This window comes from Acinetobacter sp. RG5, from assembly GCF_031844265.1.
In the GTDB taxonomy this organism is placed as follows: domain Bacteria; phylum Pseudomonadota; class Gammaproteobacteria; order Pseudomonadales; family Moraxellaceae; genus Acinetobacter.
Genome location: NZ_JAUZUV010000007.1, coordinates 32,947 through 55,397, shown reverse-complemented (window position 1 = coordinate 55,397; position 22,451 = coordinate 32,947). Strand labels below are relative to the sequence as shown.

Here is a 22,451-nt window from a genome sequence, read left to right as displayed (position 1 = left end):
TTTTTTTACCAAATTGTCGCGTCAATCTGCCAGTTTCTTGTTATGCTCAAAAAAAAGACAATAAGGAGATCAGGCACATGCACAGTATATTGATTAGCGGTGCAGCACAAGGAATTGGTGCCGCGACAGCCGCCCTATTTTACCAGCACAGCTACAAGGTGGGTATTTATGATGTTCAGGTGGAGCAGGCAGAACAACTGGCCCAGCAACTGGGCGAACATGCCAAAGCCGGTTTTCTGGATGTGGCTGGTTATACGTCCTGGGAAACAGCTTTAGCCGAATTTTCAGCTTGGGCAGGTGAAATCAATATTCTGGTCAATAATGCCGGGATTTTATATTCAGGCCCTTTTGAAGAAACTGATATTATGGCGCATCATCGGACTCTGGATATTAATGTTAAAGGAGTCATGAACGGCTGTCATGCCGCTTTCCCTTATTTAAAAGAATCTTCATTTGCCCGCATCATCAATCTATCTTCAGCTTCGGCGATTTATGGCCAAGCCGATTTAAGCAGTTATTCCACCAGCAAGTTTGCAGTGCGTGGCCTGACTGAAAGTCTGGATATTGAGTGGCAACCCTATGGGATTCGAGTCTTGGATGTTATGCCGCTTTTCGTCAGTACCGCCATGGTCAAAGATATGCAGGCAGAAAGCATCAAAAAGATGGGCGTGCATTTAAAAGCAGAAGATGTTGCACAAGATATTCTTAAACTGGCAGAACTCAAAGATTCCATCTGGCAAGCCACCCATCATCCTGTCGGATTCAAAAGCCAGTTTTTATTTCATTTATCGCGGATGAGTCCACAATTTGTGAATCGGCTGAGTAATCTGATCATTTCTAGAAAATAAAAAATATTTGGGTTGATTCTGTTTTAGACAGTGTGATGAATCTGAATCACCGGAAATTTCAACCCGTTGCAAGAGTGCTCACTTTGCCAGGCCACGGTGAGCACGCAGCCAGCAAGCGTATAATTTTGATAGGCATAGACGCCAATCTTTGGATGTTCGCAGCGCCCGCCATTTTGCTCAGGATGGATATTAGTATTGAATTCGTTGAGGTTGATCCGGATTCCCAAGCCTGATGCCTTTAACACGGCCTCTTTGGTCGTCCAGACTTTAAACCAGTATTCAGGGTCATAAGCCAGCGCTTGCCAATTTTTGAGTTCTTCAGGATGGAAGGCGTGCTGTGCCAAAGCTTCAAAACGGACTTTACGGCTCAGTTCTTCAATATCGATTCCCAAGTTTTGGACATTCCTGCTCGTGGCCAGGGCGTAGAAATTTTGACTATGACTATGATTAAAACTGAAATCCGGATAGTCATTTAAATAAGGCTTGCCATATTCAGTGGCGGTGAAATCCAGAGATTGGATCGGATGATTGAATTGATCTGACAGCAACTGGTTACGATGCGCATAAATTGCCAGTTTTCGATTCTTGATTTGCTCTACCCGTGATTGAGGCAGTTCAATTGAAAAGAACTGATCTATTTTTTGTAGATAAATTTGAATATTTCGCGACAATGCAAAGCTCATAGAAACAGATGGACTTTTTCATTTTACGTCGCCAGATAAAAAAAGAAAGCCTGTTCGAAAACAGGCTAGACTCATATTGCTTAGATTGAATCAGAAATATCAACTGGTTTTGCTGCTGCAGATTCTGGCGCCTTAAAGTTCAAGCCCGCTTTTTTCATCAATTGCGGATACTCCACCAATGCCATTGTTGCGTTTTTTGCAATTCCAGTCACATCACCTAATAGGCCTTTGGCATCCATAAAAGACATACCGCTATCGCTGACACTACGCGGATTACTGAGCATTTGCATAGACACCTGCTTACTATTAAGCACGAGTTCGCGTGCAGACAAGCCCGCAATCGCAAAGTTAGTAAGTGAGTTAACCAGAAGCTGTTTCTGGCTTACACTTAATGCATTAATACGTTCCAGTGTCGCCGCCTCATCCTTTTTTGATGCATCCAGAACATCATTGGTCAATTTGGTAATCTCTTTCTGGATTGCCTCTTTTTCCTTTACGTCAGAGGTAGTTTTCAAGCTGTTTAATTTGGTTTTCAGCTCTTCACTGTCTTTACGTTCAGCAAACAGGGTTGCCAGTGTCGTTCGGCTTTGAATAAACATGGCATTGGTGGCTTGTGCCTGCTTAAGAAAACCTGCCAAATCCAGATTCTGTGAAGACGTACCTGTTGTCGTTGCAACTGCTTTTGATGCCAGACTGCTGAGTGTTCCAAGACCGGCATGACTTTGCGATGCCAATACAACACTTCCCAAGATCAAGATGCTTGCGATTTTTTTCATAGTATTTCCCCTTATAATTCCTTACTGAACTGCATCGGCTTTTTGCACGATCTGATTTAAAATTTTTGGTAATGCCTTGAACATCTGAATGTTGTACATTTCATGACGATGGGTGATATCAATGCCTTTTAAACTAACTTCTTGCTGTAAACCGACAGCCCCAACACGTTCCTGTTTTGCATTAAAACGCCGCGCGCCACCTGCCAACACCAGAGTGGCATCGCAGCTGGATTTGTCTGCATTGCATTTAATAGAGTCTTCTTGAACCTGAATCTTGAAGGCTGGCTGTAAGCACTCGTCTTTGGGCACATACAGTTTCAAATCAAGCTGTTTTTTAAAGCCGGCATTTTCAGTCATTTTTATAATTGATGTTTCTAAACTGGTCTGCCCTTTAAAACCTGAACCTGTAGCATAAAATGGACGTTTGGACTGACTGGTAAATGCGTGATAAATCAGCGGACCAAATCCATAAAATGGAATCTCTCCGACTTGATCGGTATGCAAGCTTGAACAAAGCACACGGGCAAGTTTTGACTCACCCACAGCAGCATGGCTATCCACCAAGATGCTATCACCCGAACGTACCGGCAGACGGTCATTTCCACTCACAGGAAAATCAAGCTGCGCTTTGACTTTAGTCCCTTGACGCTCAATGACTGTAGCTTCCCAAGTCGGGATTAACACTTGACGCTGAGCAACTTTTTCACGGTTATACACATGAATTTTCATGCCTGTGGTCAAACGCTCGCCTACATCCTAAATCGTGATGGTCTCGCTACCACCACTCGCTACCTGCAAGTCTGAACGGGTAATCCCTTTTTGGAATTGCTGACCCAATTTCACCAAAGCATTTTTGAGTGCCACTTCTTTACGCGTATCCAGTGAAAAACCCATTCCTTGTGAAATGGTTTCACTGATTTCATCAGTCGCATGCGCCGAATAAATCACGCGCCCAGAACGATCAATCATTTCAGCAAAGACTTCACTATGTACCACTTGTTGCTCAGTCATTTTGCCGACTTGCTGCTGATAACCAATTACAGGAATCACATTAATACGAATAAAAAATTCAGGAAGTTCACGCTGATGCTGGGTTTCCTGATTAGTTAAACCTGTCTGCTCACTGATACTCTGTGCGAGCACGCTATAACGTTTGTTGACTGGTGTAAGGGTAAAAGATGCATTTTCTCCGATCGCATCAGAAAAAATCTGCTCAATCAGGTCTTTTGACTCGCCTTGATAAGTCAATACATCCACCACCAAAGCTTTAGGCTTGTTCAGTGCCTGACGGGTATTGGCTGAAATCTTGCTAAACTGGCTCGAATTACCACTCATCAATACAGGCAATGCCACAGCATAATCGCTATCAGCATGGACAACCCAGATTAAATCTCCTGAAGCCGAGCTCAGCTCATCATCTTTGGCAATCCCCTGATTAAAGCCTTTATCCAAAACCATATAAGACTTCCAGCGGTCAATCACCTTAGTCTGCACTTCAGAAACCTTAAATTTTTTCTGCAGATCCTGGGTCAATTGCTGGGTCAAGGACAGCAAGCTACTTTGAAATTTCTGCTGGACCGCCTGACGGGTTGTAGCCGCCTCGACATCAGTCGACAGCACCTGTATAGGTTGAGATAAAGTAGCGCTATCGGTATAAATCACTTCTCCGGATAGGACATTGGTCAACTTTAAACTTAAAGTGACTGGCAGAAAAATCTCGGCTGTAGACTCCTTTTGCACCACATATTCGCTGGCCCGCAAAACTTCCAGAGAAGCCACATAGCTTCGATGTTTATTCTGTTGGGAAATTGAAGTAACCACCTGATCTTGCAAGGCCTGTTTCAGCTGCTGCTCGAAAGCCTGTACAACTTGAGTACGAATCGTCTCGCTATAGATACAGCCTTGCTAAAGTCACAGGAAATGGATGATGCGTTTGCTTCTATCTATATGTTCCACCGATTGACGACAAGGCAGTTCCAGCCCGTAAATTCCCTTCGCCGGAAAAACCTGAATATTGGCCTGCGCACTAGCCGTTCCCATCAGCGCCATGGCAAGCATGACTTTTTTCAAGCTTATTTGCATTGAGTACCACCAATACATAAAGTAATGGTATTCCCTGCTTGCAGGCGTTCGGCATTCGACAGAACAGGATTTACCCGGCGCAATGCTTTGGCAAGTTCAGCACTTAAGGGCTTTTCACTCTTATAAGTCATGGTCATCTCGACCAATTTGCCATCCTGGGTACGGATATCGATATTTTCCGCACCATCCATTTCATCTAAGGCTACGTACAGGTCATCCCCTAACCGGCTAGATACGCTACCTGATACACTTTTTACAAAGAGGGTTATTTCCTTACCATACATGCTGCGGTTTTTCGAATAGGCGAGGATTTGTGGACCTACTTCAGATAGCGTCATTTCACCCAGTTTACGGGCAACATTGGTACGGCAAGTATCTGTCGTTGCAGCAGTTGATGATTCTGTACGGGTATCGCCGCCCATCAGTGTGCCATCATCGACTGAATAAATTTTATAGCTGAGTGCACCATCACAAACAAACTGACCCGTTGCACCTGAACGACCACGGTCATAAATATAAGAGCTACCGACCATAAACCAGTCCGCTTTTTCCTGACGTGCAGCCACTGCAAGTTTTGCCAGCTCTGCATCACTCAGCAATTGTTGAATGGTCATGCTCTTGCCTTTGAGATAACGGCTACGAAATACATCCGAATTCATTAAGCGCAGATCATATTTAGATGCTGCACGGGCAATTGAGGTTAACGTTTGATTTTCACGCTCAGGTGTGGTCGATGGGGTTTGATATTCCACATATTTCACAAAATTTTGAATGTCATTCTGACGTTCCGACTGGCTATAACGTGCTGACTCACTGGCGTTATAGCTTGCTGAAGCAGAAGATTTACCTGAGTTATTATGACTTGATGAACGTGCAGCAACACCGGCTCCTGCACCATAGTAATTACCATAGGCATAGCCTGAAGCCGAAGCTGATTTGCCTTTTGATGAATATGATGAGCTTTCACTGGCTTTTGCACTTTCTTTCGCATCATAGCTGGCCTTTTCATCATAGGCATAGCTCTTATCTGAAAAGTACGACGTAAATTCTTTCACCGGTTTTGAGTTATCTCGCGGTACACCAAAATACTCATCCATTACGATCATGATCGGGCTGGTTCGGCTATTCTTTTTGGATAAACCCAAGTCATTCAAGATCTGGCGAAACTCCTGGTCATCCATTTCAATTGAAATAGAAGTAACCAGTTCATTGTTATTGTTGGTTTGACTACCTCGATTAAATACGTAGCCATTGTCAACTTGTTTCACAATATCTGCCAGATGAGGCTCGGCATCCTGCATGGCTTGAGGGCCATTTATTTTTTTGATTAAAGCAATGACTGCATCAGTTTTTGCATTATTCAATGCCTGATTCCGTGTTCCTACTGGATCTTTTTTCATAATGGGGCTACTGCCCTCACCATTCACTTTGATCATTTCAGCGCACGCAAGGCTGGGCAAGCCCATCATACAGATTAAGGCCAATGCAGTTCTTTTCATGTTCCCCTCACATCACCGCAAATTTAGGCAGTAATTTCTTATGATCTTTCTCAGTCAGTTTTCATTTTTGCGACTGAATTAACAATTTCACACAAATATGATACATATCACATAAATATTAAATTGATACTTATACTAAATAACTATAATTAAAAGAATATTTTATTTTTATTAAATTCAAAATTAAGCCTGATTAAAAAAATATTTTTTATAGGTAATAAAAAAGCCCGCTTTACGCAGGCTTTTTATCCGAAAAATTTAAACTATAGAATTAGCGTTTAAATTTCTTCTCGGCTTTCTTGAACTTCTGTACATAACGACGTTTACGCGCAGCTGCACGCTCATCCACTTGAGACTTACGGCCTTCAAACGGGTTTTCCGAAGTTTTAAACTCGATTTTAATCGGTGTACCTTCAAGCTTGTACACTTTACGGAACACGTTTTCCAGGTAACGGCGATAATCCGCAGGAGTTTTATCCACCTTGTTTCCGTGAATCACGATCGTTGGCGGATTTTGTCCACCCATGTGTGCATAACGCATTTTAATACGACGACCCTGAACCATCGGCGGTTGGTGGGCATCTGTCGCATCATTTAAAATCTGGGTGATTTTTGCTGGTGACACTTTCAAACGAGATGAATCATAAGCACGGTGAATCGATGGATAAAGATCGCCCACACCCGTTCCATGCAATGCAGAAATCAAATGTACTTTGGCCCATGGAATAAAATCGAAGCGACGCTCTACATCGAGCTTACATTGCTTACGATCATATTCAGTCATGTTATCCCATTTGTTGACTGCAATGACCATGGCACGACCCGCTTCAAGCGCATAGCCAATCAAATGCAAGTCCTGCTCAACAATACCATCACGCGCATCAACCACAACAACAATTACGTTAGCATCTTTCATTGCCTGTAAAGTTTTAACAATCGAGAATTTCTCAATCATTTCATCAACTTTACCTTTACGGCGCACCCCGGCAGTATCAATCAGGGTATATTGACGGCCATCACGCTCGAATGGAATATAAATCGAGTCACGTGTTGTACCCGGCTGGTCAAATGCCACCACACGCTCTTCACCGAGCAAGCGGTTCACCAGCGTTGATTTACCTACATTTGGACGACCAATAATCGCTAAACGCAGACCCGTGTTTTTGTCATGCTCTTCCGGATTTTCATCTTCCGGTACATCGGCAAGTACATCTTCCAGCATTTGCTGGACACCACGACCATGGCTGGCTGCGACTTGTAACGGCTCGCCCATACCCAGTTTGTAGAATTCAACCAAGGCAGCTTCAGCATGTACACCATCGACTTTGTTGGCCACCAGAAAGACTTTTTTGCCTAAAGTACGCAATTCACGGGCAATCTGCTCATCAGATGCCAGCAATCCGGCACGCGCATCAACCACAAAAATGATGAGGTCGGCTTCATGAATAGCAGTCTTGGACTGCTCTGCCATGTACGAGTCAATCCCACCTTCATTTTCGCCAATACCGCCAGTATCGACCACAATGAAAGATTTATTTTGATAAGTTGCATCGCCATATTTACGGTCGCGTGTCAGACCGGCAAAGTCTGCCACCAATGCGTCACGGCTCTTGGTAATCTGGTTGAACAGCGTTGATTTTCCGACGTTCGGACGACCAATGAGCGCAATTACGGGTTTCATAGAGTAACCTTTATTTAATATCAGGCGTCAAAGTGGCCTGAACATCAGAAAGCATAGGAAGATATAAGGGGTAAATACCCTAAATAAAAACACGGGGCATTGATTTTTCAATCACCCCGCGTTCACAAAATACGGTTGTGGCTAGTTTAGCATAAGGCTCGTTAAAATTAACGGTTCTGCCAAATGCTTAATGCGCCCTTGCGTGTAGAAACATAAAGCTGGTTGTCGATGACGCGTAAGCTACGTACTTCCCCAGAGGTTTTCGAACGACCAGTAATCTGTCCGGTACGCGGATCAATCAGGTGCAAGACACCATCCAGATCGCCGACTACAAGATCAGTACCCAGCATCACCGGATTACTTAACTTGCGATTCAGCAACTGGTCATTTTCCCAAAGCGGTTGACCCGAAGTAATCTCAAAGGCTTTGATTTTACCATCGGTTTGCGCCACAAATACACCATTGCCCACAACTTCTGGACGCTGGATACTGCTGGCATCTTCACTCCAGACCACCTGTTGTGAAGCTAAATCCAGCACAGTCACCTGACCTTGATAACTGGTGGTCACCACAAACTGGCCTGCAACGACCGGTTCCCCGTCAATATCCACCAGACGCTGGATATCAGAACGTCCATCTGACACTGCAACACGACGCTGTAATTTTGGCACACCACTTAAGGCATCCAGTGCATAGATATAAGCATTGGAAGAGGCAATCAGTATATTACGGGCATCTAATGCAACCGGTGCAGCCATGCCACGCAGGCTGAATTGTACATTAGGCAAGTTATAAGTCCAAACTTGCGCACCCGTCGCGATTTCATGCGCATATACGGTGCCATCATTGCTGACACTAATGACACGCCCTGCATGAATTAATGAAGGTGCCAGTAAAGCGCCCGTCAATTGCGCAGTCCATTTCTGCTCACCGGTTTGCTGATCCAGCGCAAACAGCTGACCTTTCTGGTTGCCAACGACAACAAGACCTTCAGCAGCTTCAACACCAGAACTTAAATTCTCTTTGCTGACTTTTTTCTGCCACAAACGCTGTTTGCCTTTAAATGCAGACACTTCGCCTTTCGGATCAATCGCAAAGACCACGCCATTGTCTGCATCCAGACGTAAACGCAACGGATCAGCAGCATCTGTCGAAGCCACACTGGTGGAAAATACAGGGACCAGGGTTTTGGCTTGAGTCAGTTTTGGAAGTGGATTCGGTTTTACCTCTGGAACTTTATTGGTTTTACCCGCACAGCCAGCCAATGCAAGCGTTAAAACAGTCAAGGCACAGGTAATTTTGTATTTTCTATTCATTCAGCTTCTTCCGCTTGTGTTTCTATAATTGGGCGTTCGATTTCCGGATCATCGACCAATACGCCTACGCTTTCGAGCTTAATTTGTAAAATCTGACGTTCTTCTTTACGTTCAATCAAAGCATCCCATGCACTTTGATATACTTTTTTAGCATTTTCAATATCATTTTTGGCAACATAGATATCGCCACGTGCTTCATCGGCAGTTGCTTTAAATGCAGGCTCAGTGACTGCTTCTAAAGTTTTCAATGCAGCATCATATTTTTTCTGTGCCAGTTGTGCATAGGCCAGACGAAGTTTGACGACCTGAACCAGGCCTTTATCATCTACTTTCGAGTTTTCAACTTTCTGTAGCGCTTTCTCGGCCGCAGCATAATCTTCTTTGTCATAAGCCAGTTTCGCCATCACCAGCTGGGTCTGAATCGCCTGTGCTGAATCAGGTGCTTCCTTGACAATCTTGTCCGCAGCTTCAGACAACTTGGCAAAACCATCACCTTTCGATGCCTGTGCATCATCCATCAACTGCTGAACCTTGGCAGTGTGCATTTGCGACTCTGCCAAGTTTTTCTTCTGCCAATATTCCCATCCAAAAAAGGCAATCAGCGCAATTAAAATCCCAGTAATCATCGAAGAACCATATTTCTTCGTAAAGGATTTTAAGCTTTCAAACTGTTCATCACCACTCATTGCGCTCATGAGATTACCCTTTTCCTAATGTTTTATCGATTATTTTGAAGAAATTTTAGTACTAAAAAATGCAACGAAGTCCGTAAATGGTACATTCGATTGCTCTGCGGTTGCCAGCTCTTTCACAGTAAACGCCTGAGCTTCCAGTTCACGCTCGCCCAAAATCGCCGCATACAAAGCACCGGCTTGATCGGCCTTTTTCATTTGCGATTTCATTGAACCTTGTGAGCCTACTTTCAGACGAACCTGACTGTCTGCTGCTTCAAGCTGATCACGAATCTGCTCCGCAATGACCAAAGCTTTACCTTGAGAAGCTGGTTCAACCACCAGGAATACTTCACAATCACGTGCCCGGGTATTGTCTTCAACCTGTTCCAGCAGAAGCAATAAACGCTCGATCCCCATAGCAAAACCGACCGCAGGGACAGACTGATCTGCCTTTCCTTTAAGTTGACCCACTAGACCGTCATAACGGCCACCGGCACAAACTGTACCTTGTGAACCCAAATGGGTTGTGGTCCATTCAAAAACAGTTTTGTTGTAATAGTCCAGACCGCGTACCAGCTTTTGATTGATCACGAAGCTCACGCCTGCATCAGTCAAATACTGCTGTAACTGGGCAAAGTGCGCCAGAGTTTCTTCACCCATAAAATCATGCAGTTTCGGTGCATTTTCTAAGATACTTTGTGTTTTGGCATCTTTAGAATCCAAAATACGCAATGGATTCGTGGTCAGACGGCGCTGAGAATCTTCATCCAGATCAGCTTTATGCGACTCTAAAAACTCAACCAGCGCCGCACGATAGGCTGCACGCTCATCCGACTCACCGAGTGTATTTAACTCAAGCTGAACCTTGTCTGCCACACCCATACGTTTCCACAGACGCGCCGTCATCAGAATCAGTTCTGCGTCCATATCCGGTGTTGCCACACCAAAGGTTTCCACACCAAACTGGTGGAACTGACGGTAACGGCCTTTTTGCGGTTTTTCATAACGGAACATTGGGCCGATATACCAGACGCGAGGCGTCGCACCACGCAGCAGATTATGCTCCAGCATGGCACGTACACAGCCAGCCGTCCCTTCAGGACGTAACGTCAACGACTCAGGCGGATTACCCTTGTCGAGGAAGGTATACATTTCTTTTTCAACGATATCGGTTGCATCACCGATCGAACGTTTAAACAGGTTAGTCTGTTCTACGATAGGCAAACGAATTTGTTGATAGCCATAGGCATCCATCAAACCGGATAGATGCTGTTCAAGACGTCTCCAAGCTGGGGTTTGCGTTGGGAGAATGTCATTAAAACCTTTGATTGCGACGATTGAACTCATGATCTACTCAGGAAAACTTGTACGAATAATTTCTTTAGATTTAGCTTCTTCAAGCTCGGAAACACGTTGACGAACCATGGTTTCGATTTCATCAACCAATTGATTCGTGTCAATTAAATGGCTCTTTTCACCATTACGGTACACCAGTGAACGTGGACTTGCACCCACTACACCAATATCCGCTTCTTTGGCTTCGCCCGGCCCATTGACCTTACAGCCAATGACAGAAACATCCATTGGGGTACGAATATCTTCTAAACGCTCTTCAAGTTGCTGCATCACTGAAATCACATTAAATTCCTGACGTGAACAGCTTGGGCAGGCAATGAAGTTAATCCCGTTGGAGCGCAAACCCAGCGATTTCAGAATATCAAAACCAATTTTAATTTCTTCTTCAGGCTCGGCAGCTAAGGAAATACGCATAGTATCCCCAATGCCTTCCATCAGCAGGCCGCCCAAAGCGATCGCAGATTTAACCGAACCGGTACGGTAAATACCCGCTTCTGTGACACCCAGATGGAGCGGATTATCAATTTGCTGTGACAGCAAACGATACGCATCCATAGTCAGAAACACATTCGATGCTTTGACTGAAATTTTAAATTCCTGGAAATCCAGACGGTCTAGAATATCGATATGACGCATTGCAGATTCAAGCAGTGCTTGACCAGTCGGCTCGCCATATTTCTTTTGAATATCTTTTTCCAGGGAGCCGGCATTGACACCGATCCGCATGGAAATGTCGTTATGACGTGCCGCGGCCACCACTTCACGGATTTTCGCTTCCGAACCGATATTGCCCGGGTTAATCCGCAGGCAGTCTGCACCCAAATCGGCAACTGCCAAAGCAATTTTATAATCGAAGTGAATATCCGCCACCAAAGGTACATTGACCTGCTTGCGAATTTCACCGAATGCTGCTGCCGCTTCCATCGTTGGCACTGAAACCCGCATGATGTCCGCGCCCGCATCCACACAGCGCTGAATCTGTGCAACCGTAGCTGCCACATCACAGGTTTCAGTATTGGTCATGGACTGGATACTGATTGGTGCATCACCACCCACATAAACTGAACCCACACGAATTTTACGTGTTGGACGACGTTTAATTGGATTTACGATCATCGTTCTGCTCTACTCTTGATCTATTAAGGTGATAAACGGAATTCTGCTTTTCCGTTCACAGTGTAGGGTGACAATGAAATATTTTCATTATTTAAACTGAGTGATACAGCCGATGCATCATCCAGACGAATCTGGAATGGCGCTTCACCATTCAGCTGCAAGCTCGATGCCTGACGGCCAGTTGCCAGAACATTACCCGCCGAGTCGACAATATGCACCGAAGTCGGACGGTTAAAATCAAGTTTCAGCTGATCACCGGAAAGTGCGGCACCTGTATCCAGATTCAGAATCTCGACATTAGAAGCGCCTACTCCAGAGACTTCAGTGCTATTTTGTGAATTACTACTCGACCAGTTCTGAATCATGGCAAACAGTGCACCCAAAATCAGCAGCAATACCAGCGTAATAAAAATGCGCTTTAACCACTTACGATTGCGGTCACGTTTGGAACCTGGCAATTTCCCCATAATTTTGATAGGAGAATTATTCAGGGCATGATTCGGCAGCAGCCCGGTATCATTGGTATAAATTTCATCAAAACGTTGAATAATACTAGACGCATCTACACCCAGAAATTTGGCATAAGTCCGGTAATAACCTTTAATAAAGGTCGCTTCAGGCAAAGACTTGTATTCATCCTGCTCAAGAGCAGTCAGGGTTTTGACTGGGATGTTCAGCTCTTTCGCTACATCTTCCAGATTGCGTTGCTGATTGATACGAATCTGGCGCAAGTACTCGCCCGGACGTTGAATATTTCCTAACGCATTTGGAGCTACGCTCGAATGATTCGATGGTGAATTAGGATTTACTTCCATACGGCCTCAGTACTGTACTGTAATTGCAAATAACGTTGGTATTCCTGGCTTTCAGGAAAAAGTGCACGTAACTGGTTGACCAATACCTGCATCCCCAACTGATCACCCCCGGCACGCGCAGTGCGAATGCCAACCCAGAGCGCACGGGCACCCTGATTTTTCTGTCCCACACCACGCACAAACTGTTGATACATTTGTGTCGCCGCCGGGAACTGCTGGTTCAAATAAAATATTTCTGCCAACTCTAACATTGAAATATAAGAATCGCGATTGGCTTGTAGCGCCTGTTTGAATGATTTTTCAGCATTCGCTGTATCACCCAGTTTCAGGTAAATCCGTCCCATATTTTCCAATGCACGGAAACGTTGATCATAACCTAAAGTGGCACCAGCAATTTGAAACTGCTCGATTGCATCATTATAGCGTTCAAGCTGATATAAATAAGTGCCGTAATTATTTCGCGCCTGCGCATTTTTCGGATCTGTCGAAATCGCACGCTTGAAATAATGATCTGCTTTTTCGAGATTAAGCTTACTACCTTCCTGTTGCAGTAGCACGCCCATCATCATATTTGCTTGAGAATCACGCGGACTGCTTTCAAGTGCCTGATCCAGTGCACGTTTAGCTGCATCCAGGTCACCTGTTCTCAGATATTCTACCGCCAATTGGGTACGGACTTTGGTGGCCTTTTCAGGGTCTTTCTGACCCAGATCTGGCGTCTGACACGCGACTAAAACCAAAGACACACATACTGTTGAAATCAAAGCAAACTTTGATGTTAGATTTCTCAACTGGCGACCTCTTATTATCCTTGTGAGCGCATAATCTCATTCGATTGCGCAATTTTCTTTTTCCACTGTTCCGCACGACGGGTACGGTCAGCAACTTGTCCTACTAACTGTCCGCACGCGGCATCAATGTCATCACCGCGTGTCTGACGAATCGTACACACAAAACCGGCATCAGACAAAGTTTTTTGGAAAGAAATAATCCGGTTGCGGCTTGAGCGGCCATATGGCGCATGCGGGAACGGATTAAAAGGAATCAAATTAATCTTGCTTGGTAAATTCTTTAACAGCTTAATCATTTGCTGCGCATGTTCAGGATGGTCATTCACGCCATCTAACATCACATATTCAATCGTCACATGTTTACGTGAACTTTCGTTACCATCTTTAGCAATATAGCGCTGACATGCAGCAATCAGCTGCTCAAGCGGATATTTTTTATTGATCGGCACCAGCTCGTTACGCAGTTCATCATTTGGCGCATGCAATGAAATAGCCAGCGCCACGTCAATATCTTTGACCATCTGATCGATTTTCGGTACCACACCAGAAGTCGATAAAGTCACACGACGTTTTGACATGCCGTATGCAAAGTCATCCAGCATAATACGCATTGAATTCAATACTGCATCGTAGTTGAGCAATGGTTCGCCCATGCCCATCATCACCACGTTCGTGACTGAACGTTCACGCTCAAGTACAGGCACATCTTCCATATAGGAATAGTTCGCCATCCAGAGCTGACCGATAATTTCGGCTTGAGTCAAATCACGCTGGAAACCCTGTTTACCGGTTGAGCAGAATGAACAGTCCAGTGCACAGCCCACTTGTGAAGAAATACACAAAGTGCGACGTAAACCACTGCGATGTTCTGCCGGAATCAGTACCGTTTCGACGAGGGAACCTTCACCGTCGCCAACACGGAATACCCATTTACGGGTACCATCTTTAGAATAGTTTTTATGCACCACTTCAGGCGCTTTAATTTCACAAATCTTTTCCAGTTTTTCACGCAGTTTGCCGGAAATATTGGTCATTTCAGCAAAATCAGTCACAAAGAACTGGTGAATCCATTTCATCACCTGCCCGGCACGAAACTTCTTCTCACCCATGTCCTCAAAGAATTTTTCCATTTGCGGACGTGACATGCCAAGTAAATTCACTTTCTCGACAGTATTTGCCTGTGCTGGAGCGGATGGAGTGTGTTGCTGTGGCTCAGAAACTGCTGATACAGCGACTGCTTCAGTACTCATGTGTATTACCTAAACCATGTCTAAAGATGAAAGGAGAAGCTCAATATGTGAGCAAAGAATTATTCAGAGAATAAAAAAACCAGATAAGTATAATAACACTTATCTGGCTTGAATACTGCGAATTAACGAGTACGTGGAGCAATCTCAGTTTGAGCGAAGAAGTAGTTAACTTCACGATCAGCAGATGCTACAGAGTCAGAACCGTGAGCAGCGTTTTCATCAATGCTTACAGCGAAATCTGCACGGATAGTACCAGGAGCAGCTTCTTTAGGATTCGTCGCGCCAAGGATGTCACGGTGAGCAAGAACAGCATTTTCGCCTTCAAGAACTGAAACAACCACTGGACCAGAAGTCATGAATGCAACTAGGTCAGCAAAGAAACCACGTTCTTTGTGCTCAGCATAGAAGCCTTCAGCTTCAGCTTGAGTCAAATGTTTCATTTTAGTTGCAACAATTTGAAGACCAGCTTTCTCGAAACGAGCAAAGATGTCGCCGATGTGGTTTTTAGCAACTGCGTCTGGTTTAACGATAGATAAAGTACGTTCGATAGCCATGATAGGCTCCTTAAGTCAATTGTTGACATGAAAATTTGGCGCATTATACCGAGATAATACGCATTTTTCTGCTTTTCATCTGTAAAAAAATGCTTTTTTAAGATGAGGGCTTAGCGTGCCTCATCAATCCATGCCATTTGAATCGCTTCAAGCAGACCTTCAGTCGACTTGGTTGGATCATCTTCAAATTCAGGCAAAGCACATACCCAGGCATGTAAATCAGTAAAACGAATCCACTGCGGGTCCACATCTGGATGCGCTTCATAGAGTTCAATCGCGATATCGAGCGTGTCAGTCCAACGTAAACCCATCTCTATTTCTCACCATAATTGCTTTGATGCTGTACTTTAACAAATCTGTGAAAATCTGCGAGCCTTTGCTCCGGCTTTCACTTATTTTTACAGCACAATATTCAGATAAGGTGCGGTCAGGACAATGGCAATTGCCATCATGCCACCCAGAATTGCGCCAACTGCCACATCACTTGGATAATGTAATCCCAACACCATTCGGGACACTGCGACCAGAATCGTAAAAGGCAACATCAGCATGAGTAATAAAGGTGCGACATAACCTAAAACGGTGGTTGCCATGACGGCATGCAAGGTATGTCCCGAAGGAAAACTGAAATGATCCAGTGGATGCTCACCCAAACGGATCACCTGATGCACCTGATAAGGACGTGGCCGTACGGTTTTGATTTTAAGCACCTTGTAAATAATGGTACCAATAGTGCTTCCCAAAATCAGATAAACAATCTGCACGGTATAGATCAAGCCTTGCATGATCCAAACCAATATCAGCATGAAATACCAAAATGCACCATTTCCTAAGCGGCTAATCATTTTAAAAAAAGTGGCAATACGGACTGAATGCGAAAAATGATTCAGATAAACACAGCCTTTCAAATCGATTTCTAAAAATTTAATCTTTACATTCTGGAGTTTCACACTGGTGCTCCTTTCTTGTTTTATATCCTGTATTCCTGTTGCTGTACCAGTGAATACAGTGCCTGTTCAAATTGCCGGACTGGATATTGCCAGCCTACTTTTTCGGCTTTTTTACGTGCTTGCGCGCCCATCTGCTGTAATCTTTGCAGATCAGGCAGTCCGAGCATCTGCTGAATCAAACCCCGCTGATGTCCAAGTCTGCTCAACCATCCCGTTTCACCATGCTGCACATGCAAGTTTGCACAAGCATAATCATAAGCAATCACTGGCAAGCCACTGGCCATCGCTTCCAATACCACATTTCCAAAGGTTTCAACCTGACTGGCAAAACAGAATACATCTGCACTGGCATACGCCGCTGACAGTTTTTCTCCTGTCAAGCTACCGGTAAAAACAATACTGCCATCCTGATTCAGTTGTTGCAGTCGAGTGCGATCCGGCCCATCTCCAACCACTACCAAACGTATATCTTGCTGACGAACTTGGCGCAGCACAAAATAGGTTTTGATCAGCACGTCAATTTCCTTTTCAGGAGAAAGCCGTCCGACATACAACATCACCCGGGTCTCGTTTGAAACTCCCCAAGCATAGCGCAAATCTGGTGATCGCCACTTTGGTGAAAATGTATCTGGATCGACGCCTCTGCCCACAACTGCCAAGGGACAAGTTACACCAAACTGATTCAAGGCTTGAGCCGTGCTTCGACTCGGGACACAGGTCAAATCAGTATTATTATGAAACCACTTTAAATAGCCTTGAATTGGCTTCAGTAAAAAAGCCAAATCAAAAAACCGACTAAATTCCTGAAATGATGAATGGAAACCGCTAGAGACTGGAATTTTATGGAATTTTGCAAGCTGCTGAGCTACCAAACCCAAAGGGCCTTCGGTCACAATGTGAATAATATCGGGGGTAAAAGTTTCAACAGCTTGATGGATTTTTAAAAATTGCGGTCTACCAAACTGCAAATTGCTATATTTAGGAATGCAATGCGCTTTAACCAGACATTCACTATGCGGTTTAAAATCGTTACAGGCTTGTCGTTGTTCTGGACGTATTAATAAAATCTTATGCCCCTGTTTTTGTAATCCTTTACAAAGTTGCAATAAAGCATGGGCAACACCATTGATTTCAGGAGGCCAGGTTTCAGTCACAATGGCTATTTTGAGACGAGGACGAGTCAACTCTTCCAAAGGCAGGGTCATTTTTGTTTTTTGCTGTCGCAACTGTTTTAAGTCAAAGCTAATATTTTGAAGTGCAGACATTTTTTTCGATAACGCTGAGGTGCAGGGCTGTTGCATATCACACCTATGTGATTATATTTTAAGCTAAAGTCTAATGCTTATTTATTGCATTTTAATGATATTACCCCCCTTCTCTCATTTTATTCGGAAGTTGATGTACTTATAGAGATATCTAATTAACTTGACTAACAATTAAGAGTAAATTAACTCACCTATTCATAACCATAGCTCATGCCTAAAAAATCCACTCAGAAAGCTTCAAAATCTGGTTAAAGGACTTAAATAGACCAAAATCCAATTCTCTTTTAAGAGCCAACTAAAAGAATTCAGTAGATAAGATCCACATATAAACTGTCTTTATAAACTCCAGCTGGGGTCAAAGCAGAAGGTTGTTCAGCTAGTTGTACCAATACAATAAATTTACTTAGGCTAGTTGCCGGTTGGGATATCGGCATATTCCAACGGGATGAGGTCGCCCCAGAAATATACATTTGTGTTCTTATTTTATGATTGTGCTCATTAACCAAATAACTACTGCCATTAGTGCTGGTTAAGTTTCTAGAATTAAATTGAATAGCATAACTGCTATCACACCTTACGATAAAAGAAGTCGCAGCTTGGCTCAGATAAGAGGAGTTCAATTTGAGTTCTGATACTGTCGATCGATCAATCTGACAACGTTGGGCATGACTTAGACTGGTCAATAATAGAGAGAACACAAGTACAGTAAATTTAAGTTTCATTATTTTTCATCCTTTATTTACAGATAAGCGTAGATAGTCCGCTTTCTTCTTTTTGATTTTCTGTAACCGTCAATTGTGCAAAGCAAGTTTTAGATTCGGTGCTGATGATTTTAATATTGTAAGTATTTGGAATAAGCCCATATAGAGTGACCGTACCGTCCGATGAGATAGGATAAACCTCCCCACCATCATTATCGATATATAACTCTGAACCGGCTGTGAATTTATGATTATTACTATCTACAGGCAAAATCGTGACCTGTTTTGTATTATATATAGGGAAATTAATAATATACCCCCGCTGATCTAAAGCAGTAAGCCTCTTGGTTGCATAAGGAATCTTAGCTTCGACTGGTAATTGATTCTGATCAAAACCAATATCATAATTTACATAAGGAATAATATCATGAACAAAGGTATAGCCTTTCTTATTCGTTTTATCTACTACAGATAAAGACCTTAAAACATCGACATCCTGATAATCTCCCACACTAACAACAGAAAATGCATTATCAACCAACTTGGTAAAATTGAATTTATTATTAAGAAAAACAACCGCACCACGATAGTTTAATTGTGATTCAGACTCATTGTCTCCCTCTATATGATAAAAACCTAAATCCCCAACATCTGTTTTCAATCGCCCATTGAAATTATATAGTGTTTCATCTTCGAGTCTATTTACACCTGTTTCATAGTCAAATCCAACCTGATTAGGATTACTTTTTACAAATTGCAATTTAGTTCTTTCATCTGTTGAATGACTAAAATAAACTGCTTTATCATCATCAAAACTATAGCTAAGTGATAAGACAACTCCAGAATCCCGATCATCACCAAATGAGCTAAAATAACTCAAACCTAGGCTTCCCTTCCTACCTAGCCGACGATTAAACCCTAAATTTAAAGTTTTACGATCATTTTGAAAAAATGAAGGAATCTCATCTTCCACGCGCATTTCTTGCTGATGAAAACTCTGGGCAGCATAATTCAAATAAATATTATGCAAGAGAGGAATATTGCTCATTCCCCCATAAATTAAATATTCATACTTAGGATAACTATAAAAATTATCCAGGTCATCACCTAAATATTTAAAATCTCTTTCTGTATATTTCGCACTTGCACCAAGTGAAACTCTTCCGAAATCCTTTGCAGCAGATAATCCATATGAATAATTAAAATTATTAAGTTCATCGTGTGAAGCTTGAACTACACTATCCAAAACCAAATAATGACTAATAGCTTGAGTCCATAGAAAGCCTAAATTTTGCAAGTCTTCGCTATAAGAAAAATTAGAACCAAGTGTTGTCCAATTAGATACCCCATAACGATAATAAAGGTTAGAGAAAAAATTACGATAGTCATTACTTTCTATATTATAGTTATAACGCAACTTTCCTAATGAAACATTATATTCACTAAGATCAGATCTTAATAGCCGATTCGTCACCAGAATAGGAAAACTTTGTACACTCCTATTCCCTAATACATCTTCAACAATAATTTGTGCATTTCCTGCCTGTTGAATTTGTGCACCAGTTTGAAGATTGAAATCACCAGGACTGACTCTTTGGCTATATATACTTACCCCATTAATATACAAATCAACTGTAGAAGGAACACGCGCACTTCCCTGTAAGATTGGAGTATTCCAATAAATAAAATTTGGTCGCTCAGTAAAATTAGTTCCCCAGTTTAAACCGGCAAAACGTAAAGAATTAATTAATGGATTATATACTGTAGTTGTATCTCCTAAAGTAAGCTGAGTCATACTTTTAGGAAATTCAAAGTCAATACTAGTGCTGAGTCGAGTAAAATACTCATTCAAAGGATGATTATAATATGCTATTGAGTTCTTAAAAATCCAATAGTCTTTAAAGACACCCAGATCTGTCAGGCCGTTATATAAAGAATTCGTTTCTCTGTCTATTTTTGAATTTAAATAGGTAAAATCATAATTTACGAAACCTCCAAAACTGGCTCTCTCTGGCATAGTCTGCAACTGGGAGATCTGTGTACTTGATTTAAACAGTTGGGTAGGTATGGTGAGATTAATTGTTTGCTTAGAGGCATCGAAATTAGATTGAATATTCCGGTCCGAAATAAGACAAAACTCATCCCGAGAAGCCATTTTTGATAATTTAGATATATCAATATCTCGTTCCGACAATATATTGCACTCTATGTAAAAATTATCATCACTTTTTATTAAAATAATATCTATATTATGATCAAGCTCGTTTATCCAAAGATTAGCAAAAAATTCATCATCAGGATTCTGGTTAGCATTAGCATTACATAAGAATAAAATATTAACTAGAATAATTATTTTTCTATTTAACTGCATAATATAATCCTTAATTATAATTTTAATCCATAAGCTTTAACTCTATTTCCTCATGCGACTTATCTGTCATTACTTTAACAAAATAATTACGAGGATTATTTATTTTAACGCCTTCCAACTCATAAAAAATACTCTTATCTTTAAGTGCATATTTCATATTATTACTAGTAAAAACTTCTTTCTTATTAGAATCTAAAATTTGTAACTTTGAAATTTGAATATGAGATTCTGCTTTATTTTTAACTATAAGCTTATCATTCTCAATATTAAAATTTAATTTTAAGTTATCTTGCTTTCCAATAAATAATGGCAGGTTAAAATTCATCAAGAAAGTAATAGATGATTCTTTTACAGGTTGAGGTAATTCCTCAATTACAATGCGCCAGGCACCCTCTTCCCGACCATCCAATACAGATACTATTGGACGATTAAAACCAACACGTATAACTTGTTTCCCATTAGGTTTTAAAATAAAATTTCTTGGATTAATTATAAGAGTATCATCCTTCTCCAACACATCTTCACCTTTATCATTTTGATCCCATTTAAATGCTTTCACCTCGAATATTTTTTTTTCTACTTCATTTATAGACTCTAAAGTAAGTGTTGTTGTTTTTTGTTTTTTACCATTAAATATATACATTTGCACTGGATCAATTGCAACATCCGCCTTCCCGCCAGAAAAATAAAAAAAAGATAAAAAAAATAATATAGTTGTTTTTCTCATATTATAATTTTCCATTTAAAAGTATAATGAGGAAACCTAACCCAACATAAATATCAGGTTAGGTTGATTAAATAAATTAGTAGTAAGCTTTAATTAGATAGCGATCGGTATAATTACCTGCTAACTGTGTAGCATCAACTGCAGTATTGGTAACTGCAAGTGTATAATTATCAACTGCTTGACCAGCATGATTTGAATTACCAAATGGAACAGCACCTGCAGCACCTTGTTTAGTCGTCACAATTGTTGTAGCAATTGTTTTAGATGCATCTGTTTCATGTTTAACAAACGTAGTATTATTAGCACCGGCATTTGCAGTTTGTAAATTTAGAACATAAGGGGTATTTGTTGTAATTGAATAATTTGTAGTTTGGGTTCCACCAGCAGCAGATAATACTATTGCATTTCCACCAGTTAAAACACATTTCTTATTAATTTTAAGTGAAATTGGAATTTCTTTTTCACAGCCTAAAGTATTACATTTACTCCAGTCAATTGGTGGTTTAGGAGGATGATAACCACCTCGAGCTGCTTCATCTTCTGCAAAAGATGCCGTAGAACAAGCACCAAGAACTAATGCCGCTAATGCCGATTGTGTAATTTTGTTCATGATTTTCTCCATTTCTTTTTAATAAAAGAATATGTATATGTAGTTATTTTAACGATTACGCTTTAACTCTTATTATTATGAGTAAAGTTAAGTAACCGTTAACTTATCTTATTATCTTTGACCTAAAAATATGCAAAAGTTTATTATTCACAATACTACTCTCTATTTTTGGTTTTTTATTTGTTTTAAAAAATTTAATCCTATACTTATAAAAGGTTAAGACAAAAAATAAATTGATACAATTTAAAAATATTTCTAACTATGTCAAATAAAAAGAATAAAATAATCTTTAAATTTTATAAAAAACAATTAAACCACTAATTTTATTATTTTTTTATAATTTACCTTAACTTACAAAAAAATAAAACAAAGTTACGAAATTTACA

22 protein-coding genes are annotated in these 22,451 nt (G+C 41.6%); 1 reads left to right on the top strand and 21 read right to left on the bottom strand.

Features of this window, described 5'->3' with window-relative positions; translation table 11 throughout:
* The first annotated feature begins 77 nt into the window (after positions 1 to 77).
* Positions 78 to 848, top strand: coding sequence for an SDR family oxidoreductase (locus tag Q9R21_RS08705; protein WP_311204278.1), 771 nt, complete (start codon positions 78 to 80; stop codon positions 846 to 848).
* Positions 849 to 871: 23 nt separating this feature from the next.
* Here the strand turns inward: Q9R21_RS08705 and Q9R21_RS08700 are convergent, their stop codons facing one another.
* The 21 genes from Q9R21_RS08700 to Q9R21_RS08600 form a co-directional block, all read right to left on the bottom strand.
* Positions 872 to 1,531, bottom strand: a complete 660-nt coding sequence (locus tag Q9R21_RS08700; protein ID WP_311204277.1) for a 4'-phosphopantetheinyl transferase superfamily protein — start codon at positions 1,529 to 1,531, stop codon at positions 872 to 874.
* Positions 1,532 to 1,611: 80 nt separating this feature from the next.
* Positions 1,612 to 2,307: a hypothetical protein gene (locus Q9R21_RS08695; RefSeq protein WP_004647472.1), complete on the bottom strand. Its 696-nt coding sequence runs from the start codon at positions 2,305 to 2,307 to the stop codon at positions 1,612 to 1,614.
* Between the two features lie 21 nt (positions 2,308 to 2,328).
* Positions 2,329 to 3,036: a hypothetical protein gene (locus Q9R21_RS08690; RefSeq protein WP_311204276.1), complete on the bottom strand. Its 708-nt coding sequence runs from the start codon at positions 3,034 to 3,036 to the stop codon at positions 2,329 to 2,331.
* Positions 3,037 to 3,063: 27 nt separating this feature from the next.
* Entirely contained in the window at positions 3,064 to 4,140 is a 1,077-nt protein-coding gene (locus Q9R21_RS08685) for a hypothetical protein (RefSeq protein WP_311204275.1), read from the bottom strand.
* A gap of 78 nt (positions 4,141 to 4,218) precedes the next feature.
* Positions 4,219 to 4,389, bottom strand: coding sequence for a hypothetical protein (locus Q9R21_RS08680; protein ID WP_311204274.1), 171 nt, complete (start codon positions 4,387 to 4,389; stop codon positions 4,219 to 4,221).
* Positions 4,380 to 5,888: a hypothetical protein gene (locus Q9R21_RS08675; protein WP_311204273.1), complete on the bottom strand. Its 1,509-nt coding sequence runs from the start codon at positions 5,886 to 5,888 to the stop codon at positions 4,380 to 4,382. The genes Q9R21_RS08680 and Q9R21_RS08675 overlap by 10 nt, the downstream gene beginning before the upstream one ends.
* A 271-nt stretch (positions 5,889 to 6,159) precedes the next feature.
* On the bottom strand, positions 6,160 to 7,569 hold the full coding sequence (gene der / locus Q9R21_RS08670; RefSeq protein ID WP_311204272.1) for a ribosome biogenesis GTPase Der: 1,410 nt from the start codon (positions 7,567 to 7,569) through the stop codon (positions 6,160 to 6,162).
* Between the two features lie 167 nt (positions 7,570 to 7,736).
* Positions 7,737 to 8,885 (bottom strand): outer membrane protein assembly factor BamB, encoded by a 1,149-nt coding sequence (bamB, locus tag Q9R21_RS08665; RefSeq protein WP_164542787.1) that lies wholly within the window; start codon positions 8,883 to 8,885, stop codon positions 7,737 to 7,739.
* Entirely contained in the window at positions 8,882 to 9,580 is a 699-nt protein-coding gene (locus Q9R21_RS08660) for a tetratricopeptide repeat protein (RefSeq protein ID WP_004278352.1), read from the bottom strand. The genes bamB and Q9R21_RS08660 overlap by 4 nt, the downstream gene beginning before the upstream one ends.
* A 30-nt stretch (positions 9,581 to 9,610) precedes the next feature.
* Positions 9,611 to 10,906: a histidine--tRNA ligase gene (gene hisS / locus Q9R21_RS08655; RefSeq protein ID WP_219308434.1), complete on the bottom strand. Its 1,296-nt coding sequence runs from the start codon at positions 10,904 to 10,906 to the stop codon at positions 9,611 to 9,613.
* Between the two features lie 3 nt (positions 10,907 to 10,909).
* Positions 10,910 to 12,031, bottom strand: coding sequence for a flavodoxin-dependent (E)-4-hydroxy-3-methylbut-2-enyl-diphosphate synthase (gene ispG, locus Q9R21_RS08650; RefSeq protein ID WP_180038809.1), 1,122 nt, complete (start codon positions 12,029 to 12,031; stop codon positions 10,910 to 10,912).
* 23 nt (positions 12,032 to 12,054) lie between these two features.
* Positions 12,055 to 12,846: a DUF4115 domain-containing protein gene (locus tag Q9R21_RS08645; protein ID WP_004278356.1), complete on the bottom strand. Its 792-nt coding sequence runs from the start codon at positions 12,844 to 12,846 to the stop codon at positions 12,055 to 12,057.
* Positions 12,837 to 13,637: a type IV pilus biogenesis/stability protein PilW gene (gene pilW / locus Q9R21_RS08640; RefSeq protein WP_311204271.1), complete on the bottom strand. Its 801-nt coding sequence runs from the start codon at positions 13,635 to 13,637 to the stop codon at positions 12,837 to 12,839. Before pilW ends, Q9R21_RS08645 begins: the two co-directional genes overlap by 10 nt.
* Before the next feature lie 14 nt (positions 13,638 to 13,651).
* Complete coding sequence (rlmN, locus tag Q9R21_RS08635) at positions 13,652 to 14,887, bottom strand: 23S rRNA (adenine(2503)-C(2))-methyltransferase RlmN (RefSeq protein ID WP_004278358.1); 1,236 nt, start codon at positions 14,885 to 14,887, stop codon at positions 13,652 to 13,654.
* A 122-nt stretch (positions 14,888 to 15,009) separates the two neighbouring features.
* Complete coding sequence (gene ndk / locus Q9R21_RS08630) at positions 15,010 to 15,441, bottom strand: nucleoside-diphosphate kinase (protein WP_004647460.1); 432 nt, start codon at positions 15,439 to 15,441, stop codon at positions 15,010 to 15,012.
* A gap of 110 nt (positions 15,442 to 15,551) precedes the next feature.
* Complete coding sequence (gene iscX / locus Q9R21_RS08625; RefSeq protein WP_004278360.1) at positions 15,552 to 15,752, bottom strand: Fe-S cluster assembly protein IscX; 201 nt, start codon at positions 15,750 to 15,752, stop codon at positions 15,552 to 15,554.
* 87 nt (positions 15,753 to 15,839) lie between these two features.
* A complete protein-coding gene (locus Q9R21_RS08620) occupies positions 15,840 to 16,391 on the bottom strand; it encodes a phosphatase PAP2 family protein (protein ID WP_005107877.1) in 552 nt (183 codons plus the stop codon).
* A 20-nt stretch (positions 16,392 to 16,411) separates the two neighbouring features.
* A complete protein-coding gene (locus Q9R21_RS08615) occupies positions 16,412 to 17,692 on the bottom strand; it encodes a glycosyltransferase family 1 protein (RefSeq protein ID WP_311204270.1) in 1,281 nt (426 codons plus the stop codon).
* A gap of 699 nt (positions 17,693 to 18,391) precedes the next feature.
* Positions 18,392 to 20,728, bottom strand: a complete 2,337-nt coding sequence (locus Q9R21_RS08610; RefSeq protein WP_180038816.1) for a fimbria/pilus outer membrane usher protein — start codon at positions 20,726 to 20,728, stop codon at positions 18,392 to 18,394.
* Positions 20,729 to 20,750: 22 nt separating this feature from the next.
* Complete coding sequence (locus tag Q9R21_RS08605; protein ID WP_311204269.1) at positions 20,751 to 21,455, bottom strand: fimbria/pilus periplasmic chaperone; 705 nt, start codon at positions 21,453 to 21,455, stop codon at positions 20,751 to 20,753.
* Positions 21,456 to 21,531: 76 nt separating this feature from the next.
* The gene (locus tag Q9R21_RS08600; protein ID WP_071850440.1) at positions 21,532 to 22,065 is read right to left on the bottom strand and encodes a hypothetical protein; all 534 of its coding nucleotides are present in this window, start codon (positions 22,063 to 22,065) and stop codon (positions 21,532 to 21,534) included.
* Positions 22,066 to 22,451 lie beyond the last annotated feature (386 nt).